The sequence below is a fragment of the Neotamlana sargassicola genome (assembly GCF_020523965.1).
GTDB classification, from domain to species: domain Bacteria; phylum Bacteroidota; class Bacteroidia; order Flavobacteriales; family Flavobacteriaceae; genus Neotamlana; species Neotamlana sargassicola.
This window is the reverse complement of the sequence record NZ_JAJAPX010000002.1, coordinates 344,298-356,065: the sequence shown is the minus strand read 5'-3', so window position 1 is coordinate 356,065 and position 11,768 is coordinate 344,298. Positions and strand designations below refer to the sequence as shown.

The 11,768-nt window shown below is 35.2% G+C and carries 9 protein-coding genes; all 9 read right to left on the bottom strand.

Annotated elements, in window-relative coordinates; genetic code table 11:
* Window positions 1-2 precede the first annotated feature (2 nt).
* The 9 genes from LG651_RS06340 to LG651_RS06300 are packed head-to-tail and all read right to left on the bottom strand — an operon-like array spanning window position 3 to window position 11,767.
* On the bottom strand, window positions 3-986 hold the full coding sequence (locus LG651_RS06340; protein WP_226695291.1) for a family 43 glycosylhydrolase: 984 nt from the start codon (window positions 984-986) through the stop codon (window positions 3-5).
* A 10-nt stretch (window positions 987-996) separates the two neighbouring features.
* Window positions 997-2,484: a sulfatase gene (locus tag LG651_RS06335; RefSeq protein WP_226695290.1), complete on the bottom strand. Its 1,488-nt coding sequence runs from the start codon at window positions 2,482-2,484 to the stop codon at window positions 997-999.
* A 32-nt stretch (window positions 2,485-2,516) separates the two neighbouring features.
* Window positions 2,517-3,920: a carboxypeptidase-like regulatory domain-containing protein gene (locus LG651_RS06330; protein WP_226695289.1), complete on the bottom strand. Its 1,404-nt coding sequence runs from the start codon at window positions 3,918-3,920 to the stop codon at window positions 2,517-2,519.
* A gap of 10 nt (window positions 3,921-3,930) precedes the next feature.
* Window positions 3,931-5,214 carry a DUF6786 family protein gene (locus tag LG651_RS06325; protein WP_226695288.1) on the bottom strand — a complete coding sequence of 428 codons (1,284 nt, stop codon included), beginning with the start codon at window positions 5,212-5,214 and terminating at the stop codon, window positions 3,931-3,933.
* Window positions 5,215-5,223: 9 nt separating this feature from the next.
* Window positions 5,224-6,825, bottom strand: a complete 1,602-nt coding sequence (locus LG651_RS06320; protein WP_226695287.1) for a sulfatase family protein — start codon at window positions 6,823-6,825, stop codon at window positions 5,224-5,226.
* A 17-nt stretch (window positions 6,826-6,842) separates the two neighbouring features.
* Window positions 6,843-8,264, bottom strand: a complete 1,422-nt coding sequence (locus LG651_RS06315) for a sulfatase family protein (RefSeq protein WP_226695286.1) — start codon at window positions 8,262-8,264, stop codon at window positions 6,843-6,845.
* A gap of 12 nt (window positions 8,265-8,276) precedes the next feature.
* A complete protein-coding gene (locus tag LG651_RS06310) occupies window positions 8,277-9,689 on the bottom strand; it encodes a sulfatase family protein (RefSeq protein WP_226695285.1) in 1,413 nt (470 codons plus the stop codon).
* An 11-nt stretch (window positions 9,690-9,700) separates the two neighbouring features.
* The gene (locus LG651_RS06305; protein WP_226695284.1) at window positions 9,701-11,110 is read right to left on the bottom strand and encodes a sulfatase family protein; all 1,410 of its coding nucleotides are present in this window, start codon (window positions 11,108-11,110) and stop codon (window positions 9,701-9,703) included.
* Window positions 11,111-11,767, bottom strand: coding sequence for an SGNH/GDSL hydrolase family protein (locus LG651_RS06300; RefSeq protein WP_226695283.1), 657 nt, complete (start codon window positions 11,765-11,767; stop codon window positions 11,111-11,113).
* Between the last annotated feature and the right edge of the window lies 1 nt (window position 11,768).

Here is an 11,768-nt window from a genome sequence, read left to right as displayed (position 1 = left end):
ATTTAATTTGTAATATCAAATCTTTCCAAAAACAAATTAGGTCTAGCTCCTCCAATATGTAAGCCCCATTTTATTATCTGTCCTTTATCACTATCTGTAAAAGCTTCTGGACGATACGCTCCAGGAGCCCATGGTGCATTATCATTATCTATCTGATATGTTTTTTTGAAATGAATACCATCCTTGGCATACATTTGGTAAAATGGAATTGATTTTTTGCCCTTTAACTTCATCCCTACCATGGTTCCAACACCTGTTCCTTGAGGCCAAACCAAAACTTCGTGGCTTCCCTCTACAAGTGGATTTTCTTTGTGTTTTATATAAGGTCCTTCAGGGTTTTCTGCTATAGCCACTCCCATTTTAGTTTCTGTTGGTGCTTTACCCCACTGACGTCCTTTGTAATACAACCAAAATTTTCCATCTCGAACAATTAAACATGAGTCATCAATACGATGGCTATCAAAATCATTTCGGTCTTCACTAGGCAAAAGAATTGGATTCGAGGGGAGTTTTTCCCAAGGTCCATTTGGCGAATCGGAAACCGCAGCACCAATTGCTGTATCTTGGCTTGTAAGTCCATTTTCCGATTTAACTGTACTTATAGCAGTATAGAAAAGGTAGTATTTATCATTAGCCACAAGAATACCTGGAGTAAAAACAAAATCATCATCCCAACTTCCTTTTTTACCAGTTGCAATACACTCCCCTTTTTCTGTCCAAGTAAACCCATCTGGAGATGTAGCGTACCATATAGTTGAAGCTACTGGCAAATTGGGTACAAATTGTCTCATTTTAGAGTACCACACATAATACAAACCATCTACTTTAATAATATCGCTATTATCCCGACGGATATAGCCGTTGGAGTCACGTTCTAGTCCGTTAATTGTTGTATAGTTAACTGTATTCGATTTTATTTTAGATTGCGAATAAACCTTAAACACTCCTAAAGACAACAGGATTACTATTAAAACACTTTTTTTCATTATTTTTTGCTTAAAATTTTAATACTGAAGCCGGAGGCAATGGCACTTTGTTTTCTTTTCTCCAAGATGTTAACTCTAATAACAATGCTTCTGAAACTTCCTTTTCTACCGAAACTAAGTTTTCAGTTTCTTTTAAATCATCTTTCAAATTATACAACTCCACTTTTCCATCGTTTAAAAACTGAATGAGTTTCCAATGACCTTTTCTAATAATGGAACATGGTTGATTTTTGTAGGTGTTGCTCGCCAGATGCCAAAACAGGGAACGCTCTGCGAAACGTTTTTCTTCTAACAAAGGCACAATACTTTCTCCATCTAAAATGCCTTCATAATTTTTAACATTAGCCAAGTCTAAAAACGTTGGAAAATAATCCATTCCACAAATAGGCGTTTCTGAAATTCCGGCCTTTACTTTGCCTTTCCAGTTTACAAATGCGGGTACGCGAATTCCTCCTTCGTAAACAGTACCTTTATTTCCTCTTAAGCTATTTGTATTACTCTGCAAACCGTTAAATCCGTTGTCTGATGTAAAAATAACAATGGTGTTTTCTCGTAAACCTTGTTCATCTAAATAATCGAAAATGCGTTTTACGTTTTCATCAATGGAAGCAATCATAGTGGCATAACCCGCTATTTCTTCTAATCCTTTTTCACCTTGTCCGGTAACAGAGTCTGGAGTTTTGTTTAAAAATTTTTGGTATTGTTCCTTGCTTCTAGGAACTGTTGGTCTATGCGGTGCGTAGTAATGCAGGTTTACAAAAAATGGTCTGTTTTTATTTCTTTTGATAAAATTGATTGTTTCATCTGTTAACCTATCTGTTAACCATTCATCATCTTTTTTATCTTCTATAAACGGATTTTTAAAAGGAGCTTTGTAGCCACCACTCTCCGCTTTATAGCCTTTTTTGTATCCACGAGCAGGATCGCCCCACCATGTACCTCCAACATTTTCATCGAAGCCTTTTCCTGTTGGATAATACTGTTGAATTTCTGCTGATTGATGCTCTTGCAACCAATCTAAATTTCCATTATTAGGTTGTCTCAACGGTTTTTCGAATGGATAATCTATTTCTTCCTTAGGATTAGGTCCTACTAGATGCCATTTACCCAAGTGAATGGATTTATAACCAGCTTCTTTTAACGGTTGCGCGTACATGGTGTGTTCCAAACCAACTGTCCAACGTGAAAATATATGATGCTGATTATCATCTTTTTCTAATACAGGAACAGTGTAAACACCTGTTCTAAAAGACTGTTTTCCTGTTAACAAAGCCGCTCTTGAAGGCGAGCATGTTGGGTACATATAAGCATCTGTAAACACCATGCTTTCGTTGGCTAAAGCATCTAAATTTGGCGTTTCAAACCAATTACTACCCATAAAACCCACATCTTGCCAACCCAAATCATCGGCCATAATAAAAATGATGTTTGGCTTTTTTTCTTGGGCACAAGCCGATAGAAACCAAACACTTAAAATAACAACTAGTCCATTTTTCATCTTCATATTTATTTTTTCTAAAGTATGTTCAACTACCCTAGTAATTTTAAATCTTTTGGCCACTCTTCTACATCTTCATAAAAGGCATGGCCTTTTTTAAACACACTATTTTTATCCATTTTTACATTACATTTTAAAAGTCCCATATCAATTTTTTCATTATCAAAATAACTATTGATGACGTTGGACTTTCCCCTTACAATTCTCCACATGGCTCCATAACCATTATTGATAACTTCGCAACGATTTAAAATCACGTTTTGAGGCACCCATTTAGGGTCTTCGGTATAATGAAACTTGTTATAATATTCTTCGCAAGGGAACCACATGGCTACTCTTTTAAATCCTGACAAATGATGTTTATGAAAAAACAAATAACCGCCTTGGTCGTTATCGGCTTGAATTCCATTTCCTTTTCCATTTTTCATCACACAACGTTGGGTAAGTAAATGGGAAGTTGAAGTGTATTTATTTGATTTACCTTCTGCAGGATTAGACATATCACAATCGGACTGCAAGACATAACTTACAAATAAAAAATATACATTGTGGTGCAAACTCCCTTTAAGTCCATTGTGTTGAAAATGGCTATTGTCCATAATTATATGGTTCACACGGCTAATACCAATTCCGTGGGAATTGATACCCGTAATATTTACATTTTGCCACATAAAACGTTCGTGTCTATCATCGTTTTGCCCGCGTAAATTCAACCCGCTTTTTGTGTTTTCTCCGCCTTGTAAAGTGATGTCTTTAAACACAACATCGGTAAGTTTTTGTACTGCCTGATCCATAAAATGATCTTTACCCGTGTGTTTTAAAATGGTTTTACTTCTTCCTGCTCCACAAAGCGTTACTTTACTTTTAATTTTTAAATTATCTGTAGTATGGATTCCTTCGGTTAAGTACACAATTCCGCCACCACTTTCATTAGCTTTGTCGATAGCGGCTTGAACATTTTCTCCAGGTTTTAGCGTAATGATGTGATTTAAAAATTGCTTAGGATATTGAGCATGTATAAAATTATCGCCCCATTTTTCTTTCATTACTGAAAGTACTTCGGGTTCTATACTGACTTTTTCTATTTGGTATTTAGCCAGTTTATTCCCATCGGGAAACAATTGAATTATTAAACCATTAGCTAATTTTGCTGTATTTACTTTTACTTTTTGTTCTTTAAACCCGAGTTTTGAAACACTAAAAATTGTTTTTTCAGAATTTATTGTGTGTAACTTTAGCAAAAACTTTCCGTTAGACTTAGTTTTTGTGCCTTCTCCATTAGCTTCAATAAATGCACCATCTATGGGATTATTATTTTCGTCTGTAACCAAACCTATAATAGTTGTTTTATTTTCAAACTGCGCAAAAGCACTTTCAGAAAAAATTAAGCTGAATATAAAGACAATTGTAATTAATTTGAATTTTAAAGAATTCATACCCGAATATTTAATTAAATGCCGTTTTTATATCGTTAATAGTCACTCCAAAAAGCTCTTGAATTATAGGATTTAATATTATTTCATCTCCTTCTATGTGAAACGTAGTTTGAATATGTGTTCCACTTTCACCCGACTTTAAAGCCAGTGCAGGAGACGATGTTTCTAACTCGTAAAAAGGCCCTAATGGCTTAGCTCCAGGTTCTGGTGCGCCATCGTTATACGCATTAATAACATCACCTTTAAAAGGTTCTTCTTGAATTTCCCACATCGAGTTTACGTAATCTGTAACATTTTTAGGCTTGTTGTATTTTACGATGGTTAAAATTCCGTTGGCTGAATCGTAAGACCCTGCAATATCCTTTGCTCGCATTGGTGTTAAACCTATTTTACTTCTGTATTCTCCATCGCCTTTAAAGAAAATGGCATTTTCTTTTACCACCAATCTTTCTGCTGGTACTTTTCCAAAATACGTGTCGTTTACTACCTTCCCTAATTTAGCGTCATCTCCTTGAACATAAGGAATTACAATAGTGGTATTTGGCGAGTGATTAAACATACCTAACAACCAAATAGACAATAAACCGCTGTCTTTTTTCCAATCTTTTGTACCGATATTGGTAAGGGTATTTTTAGTTTGATATGCAACCGTTTTTAAATTATTAGATAATTCTGAAAGGTTTAATTGCTTTTGAATATCATCTTTAGAAAGGATAGACACTTCTCTTTCAATTTCCATATCGAACTGGAACCCTGAATAATTTTTTAAAGATGCTTTTTTGGTAAACGTAGCCGAAGTCGCCGATACATTTTTCACATCAAAAGGTTCTAAATCTATTAATTTTGGCGTGTACCAATCATCTAAAGTAAACTCAGCTCCTTTTTTAAAAAAGATAGAGTATTGTCCGCCTTCTGGCCCTAACCAAAAACGCTCTTCTCCTCCGTAAACGTTTATGTGTTCTTGGATTTCTTTAGATTCAAACAACTCACTATTAATCCAACCGTAACTTCTACCAGATTTTCCATCGGCAGAACTCGTCATAACGCGACCTTGCAATGCCGCCGAAACGGCAACTTTAGATTGATTATTAGCATCTGTTAACTCGATAAGTTCTATATAATTTTTCATAAAACTTACATCGTCACCATAAGTAGCACCTTCAATTTTTTGGTTTTGGTGTGGAGCTGTATCTGCAGCATGGTTTTCTTTTTCTGATTTCTTTTTTTGATTACAAGAAAATATTAATCCCAACAAAAGCATTAAAATTCCAATATTTTGAACCGTTTTTTTCATATCTATATATTAGTTTTTAGGTCTGTAAGTATCTAAAATGCTTTCCATTTCTTTAACCACTTCAGGAAATTGATTGTACACATTGGTGGTTTGATATTTATCGTTTTCCAAATTATACAATTGTGCCACTTGCGCATCTTCTTTTAGTTTTCCGTTTTCCATGTCGCTGTTTTTTCCGCCTACAAAATTTACCGCTGCTGCTCCACCCCAAGCATGCTGATGTGGTTTTGACCCACCAAAACCGCCACTTCCTTTAGCAGGAATGTACATCCATTTTCCTTTTCGTAAAGACAGGTGTTTTTTACTTTTAGGAGCCAACAATAATTGGTTTCTAATATTTTCTTTTGGAGCTCCTATAAATGCTTCCAATACATTTTCACTATCTGAATTTTCTAAACTGTTCGGATTTTGCCCTGTAACCGCCATAAATGTTGCCAACATATCTACATTACAAATTAATTGATTAGATACGGTTCCTGGTTTAATTTTCCCTGGCCATTTTGCTATAAATGGCACACGGTGCCCGCCTTCCCATACACCAAATTTAAAGCCTAACAAATCGCCATTAATTTTATGTCCGGCACGTACTGCATTACGACCGCCTAAATTTAGCATAGCGCCATTATCGCTTGTTAGAATTACTAGCGTATTATCTGCAACGCCTTGTTTCTCTAGTGTTGAAGTGACTTGACCAACCATCCAATCTAGTTCTTGAATAAAATCGCCATACAATTCTGCATCGCTTTTGCCTTGAAAATTCGTTCCTGGAGTAAATGGATGATGAATATGCGTTGTTGCAAAATATAAAAAGAACGGATTTTTATGTTCCCCTGTAGTTTTTTCCGTAATCCAATTTACAGCTTTATCAGCCAACACTTCGCCTACAGTATAATCGTTGTACAGTTTATGTGCCTCAACCGCACCTTTAAACATATTAGGTGTTCTCTGTGATGCTTCAGGCGGAATTGGCGTTATAGGCGTGACACCTTCTTTACCTCTTCCTATAAAAACTAACGGGTCTTTTTCATCTCCGCCAACCACACGGGTATTTTCAACGTAAACATAAGGTGGCGCGCTATTAACCAATGGCACTCCATAATAATAATCGAAACCTAAATTATTTGGCCCTGGACTTAAAGGTTCTTGCCAGTCATTTTCACCTGTTTTAAACCCTAAATGCCATTTTCCTAAAGCAGCAGTACTGTATCCACTAGTTTTAAATACATCGGCAATGGTAATTTGCTCTGTATCAATTAATAATTCCGACGGTACAGAAGCTGGTCCCCAGATGCCTTTGCCATTATTCCCTCTAATTGGGTATTGCCCTGTTAACAAAGCATAACGCGAAGGTGTACATACCGCAGAAGCTGAGTGTGCATCTGTAAACATTTTTCCTTGGTTGGCAAGTTTATCAATATTAGGTGTTTTTACTTTGGTTGCGCCGTAACACCCTAAATCGCCATAACCTAAATCATCTACCAAAATGTAAACAACGTTTGGCAATGTATTTTCTTTTGTCTTTGATTTTGATTTGGTTTCTGCACAACCTAAAATCAAAAAAAATAAACCTCCTAAAAAACTCAGTTTTAATTTGTTAATATGAAAATTCATAATTCTTATTTTAGTGTTTAGTATTTCTCTTGAATATTTTCAAACGGAGGCACACGTTGGTCTGTTCCTATCACATCAATATCTCCTAATTCTTTTCTTACTCTTTCTGCTTCGTTTAGCAACTCTTTTACAACCTCTGGATGTTTTTTAGAAATGTCTGTGAGTTCGCCCATATCCAAATCCAAATTAAACAATAACGGACGTTTTAATGCGATTAATCCTTTACAACCAATATTCTTTAAGTTAGTTCCGTTAAACGGCTTTTCGTTTTTGTTTTTAGACCAAACAGGTTGATCTTCTGAAGTTCTTGGCAAATGCAATTTCCATTTTCCTTTTCTAATAGCTTGCAAGTTGATACCGTTATAGTAATACACATACTTATGTGGTGTTTCGCCTTTTCCTGTTTTTAAAATTGAAGTGATATTTTTTCCATCAATAACTCTATCTTTTGGTAGTTCTGCTCCAACTATAGAAGTCAATGTTGGTAATACATCCATAGATGATAAAAACGTATCGTTTACTCCAGTTGCAAATTTCCCTTTCCATTTGATGATGGCTGGAATACGGAAACCTCCTTCCATAGTGGTGTATTTCCCTCCGTTTAATGCTCCTGCCGAACCTCCAAAATGGCAAATAGCTGGCCCGTTATCTGACAAGAAAATTACAATGGTATTTTCATCTAACTTTTTATCTGTAAGTGCTTGAGTTAATCTACCAACATGATAATCTAACTCCTGAACGTAATCTCCGTATAAACTTCCTTTAGATGTTCCAATAAATTCCTTGCTAGGTTTGATAGGTGAATGCACCGAATGATAAGCTAGATATATAAAGAATGGATTCTCTTTATTTTCTTCGATATATTCGATGGCTTTATTGGTATAATCTCCAATTAAAGTTTCAAAAGCAACGTTTTCCTTTATTACTTTTCCGTTGTGGTACAAATCGTCTAAATCTGGATGACTTGTATGCCAATTGGATTGCAAACCATAGTGCTGCTGAAATCCGTGGTCTGTAGGCTGGTGTCCTTCATTAAATCCTAAATGCCACTTTCCTATAGCTAATGTTGCATACTTTTCTTTTAAAAGCACATCGGCAATGGTAACTTCATCAGGATGCAAACCATAATCTTTGTGTTTTTCTATTTTTCCTTGAGCCACAGGAAATCCGTTTCGCATAGGATAACGACCTGTAAGTAATGCTGCTCTTGACGGACTACAAACTGAGGATGCTACCTGAAAATCGGTAAATCTCAACCCTTCTTTGGCCAACTCATCAATATTAGGAGTTTGTACATCTTGTGCTCCGTAACAGCCTAAATCTCCATACCCTAAATCATCAGCAAATAGAATGATGATGTTGGGTTTTTCTTGTGAAGAAGCTTTAAATATTACACCGGATAAACACAGTAATAGGATGCTTAATTTTTTAAAATTCATAATTATTAGTTTTTAGTTAAGAGGTATCAAATTATTTGGTGTGTGATAAGGTTCATTTCCAACGGGTCTCGCATTTGTTCCACGTTTATTTATATCTCCAATATCTTGTTTTGCCCAATCTAGCAGTTGTAGTAATTCTTTAACCACTTCTGGATTTTCTTCTGCAACATTGGTAGTTTCTGCAATATCTGTTTCTAAATTGTATAGCATAGGTTTGGTAAACAATTCTCTATCTTTTGGAGCACTATGAATTGGCCATTTTCTATGAACAATAGAATTAGTTTTAGGTTGATGCGGTAAATGCAACTTCCATTTCCCTTTTCTAACAGCACGTAAAATATGATGTTGGTAGTAAAAAAATGGTCTATCCAATTCGGTTGATATCGCATGAATAATTTCTGAAACATCTACCCCATCAATCACTCTATCTTTTGGAAGCGTGGCTCCAGCAATTTTTGCAATGGTGGGTAACAAATCTATAGTAGCTACTATATTTTCTGATGTTTTTCCAGCTGGTACTTTTCCCGGTGCACGAACAATGGCAGGAACTCTAAATCCGCCTTCCCAAGCCGATGTTTTTGCTCCTCGTAAAGGTTCTGCATGTCCTCCGTGCTCTTTTTTAATCCACCAAGGCCCATTATCACTTGTATAAATTACATAGGTATTTTCATCTAACCCTGTTTGTTTTAAATGATTTAAAATTCTCCCAACATTGTAATCTATTTCTTCAATAACATCACCGTACAAACCACCTTCTGATGTTCCTTTGAATTCATCTGAAACAGCTAATTTGGTATGTGGCATGGTGTGCGCTAGATATAGAAAAAAAGGTTGTTTTTTATTTTTGTCGATAAAACTAATAGCCTCGTTGGTATATCTTTTTGTTAATGTAGACATGTCTGCATTCTTTTCTACCAACTTATTATTTCTGATTAAATGTACTCTTGCATCGTTACTTCCTGGAGTTAAGAAAGATTCATCGAAACCCTGATGCATGGGTAATAAATCTGGATTAAATTTTTCTGGGTTATGTCCTGCCAAATCCCATTTTCCAATCATAGCTGTTTTGTAACCCAAGGGTTTTAACACCTCAGCAATGGTAACTTCGCTCAATGCTAATTTAGGATGCGGATTATCGCCATTATCATTACGTGCATTTCGCATAGGATACGAACCCGTCATTAATGCCGCTCTTGATGGTCCACAAACGGTTTGAGCATAAAAATTAGTAAACTTCATTCCCTCTGATGCCATTTTATCTATGTTAGGTGTTTTAATGTTTGGAGAACCAAAACAACCCAAATCTTGATACCCTTGGTCGTCTGTAAAGATGATGATAAAATTAGGTTTGCTGCTTTCTTTTTGAGCCGTACATGAGCCAAGAGACAAGATTAGTACACTATATAAAACTAGCTTTTTTATCATTTTTAAATATATTATTTTGTTAATGGTTTAGGATTTTCTACATGCCCAACAGGACGTGCATTTTTTTCCATTTCTTTTTCAAATTTTTGCATCTCTTTTTTTAATTGTGCAACTATTTTAGGATACTGATGTATGACATTGTTCTTTTCGGCAATGTCCGTTTTTAAGTTATAAAGTGCTGCTTCATCCTTTACAATTCTTAGTTTCCAATCGCCCCATCTTACTGCTTCTAAAGTTCCCCAATGAGAATAAAAGAAATATTCATGGGGTGTTTTTGCATTTGTTGTAAGCACTGGCATGATGTCTTTTCCATCAATGGTGTTTTTAGACAATTTTGCTCCTATTAATTTTGCAAAAGTAGGCAGTACATCCATGCTTGTTAATAGTTCATCAATTTCAATTCCGGCTTTAATTTTTGCTGGCCAACGAATTACCGTAGGTACACGCATTCCTCCTTCTAAAGTTTGTCCTTTATGACCTCTTAAAGGTTTTGTAGAACCTTTTCTGTTGGCAGCACCGTTATCACTGGTAAATAGCACAATGGTATTATCGTCAATACCTTGTTCTTTTAAAGTTTGTAATATTTGTCCTACCGACCAATCAATTTCATAAATGGCCGTTGAGTAAATATTATCATCTGCTTTCACGCCACTTTTTAACAGATTTGCATACTCTTTTTTAATTTCTTTTGAAGCCGCTAGAGGTCCATGCGGAATTGGGTGTGGCACGTATAAAAAGAAATTTTCATCTTTGTGTTCTTTAATAAATTGAACAGCTCTTTGTGTAACTCTTTTGGTTAAATTATCCTTGTTAGGATCTAATTCTATTACTTTTTCACCTTCTAAAACAGGAAGTGATGGAAATTTAAAAAATTGTTGTCTTGGATGTTTTGGTGAAATATCATGACTGTAAGGCAAACCAAAAAACTCATCAAAACCTTGTTTAGTAGGTAAAAATTCAGGTTGATCTCCTAAGTGCCATTTTCCAAACATTCCGGTACTATACCCAACAGATTTTGCGATTTCTGCAAGCGTAACTTCATCAGGGTTTAATCCATTTCCATCGGCAGCTAAACAAACAGGAAATTTTTTCCCTTTAGGTACATTAGGCAAATCTACGGTTAAACTAGAAGGTGGCTCCATACTTACTCTTCTAGGATAAGACCCCGTCATTAATGCAGCTCTGGATGGAGTACATAGTGGAGATGCCATATAAAAACTAGTTAATTTTGCTCCCTCATTTGCCATTTGATCGATGTTAGGCGTATAAACATGTTGTCCACCAAAACAACGTAAGTCTCCATATCCTTGATCGTCTGTAAATATGATGACCAAATTGGGTTTGGTATTTTTAGTATTTTGACCAAAACCATAGGTACTTAACAGTACTGTTATCAGTAAATATTTTAAGTTTAGTTTCATCTACCTTAATTTTTTTTCTAGAAAATTAGAAATGTGTTTCCCTAATTCTTGGTACCCTTTTTTGGTGTAATGCACATCATCGTTTCCTTTTCCGTGTTTTTGATGTATTTTTTTAGAAACTTTATAGATATCATTAATTTCAATATCGTTTTCCTGCATTACTTTACGTGCAACTTTATTGTATTTAATAGCATCTTCTACATATCTTCCTGCTTCTTCTGTAGGCACATAAGAGATGGTTACAAAAATTAATTTAGCATTAGATTTTTGTTTTATTTTTTTAACAATAGCTCTTAAATTACGTTCGTAATCTTCTATAGAAAAAGTAATAGTTCCATTGGCTTTATCTCTTTTTCCTTGAACTTTAGAATCTGGATGCCTATAACATAAATCCCACAATCCCCAATTAAAATGGATGATGTCCCACTGTTCATCACCAATCCAATTTTCAATATTCTTTAAACCTTTACCCGTATGTTGTGCATTTCCTGGATTGTGTACAACCTCAGCAACTTCTTTTAAATTTTCTTTTACAAAAGTTGTGTAGCCTATAGATATAGAATCTCCTATAATTAATACTTTTTGTTTCTTTTTACTGAAAGCTATCGCTGTAATTACAAAAATTGACAGCATTAATATTTTGGTTATTTTTTTCATA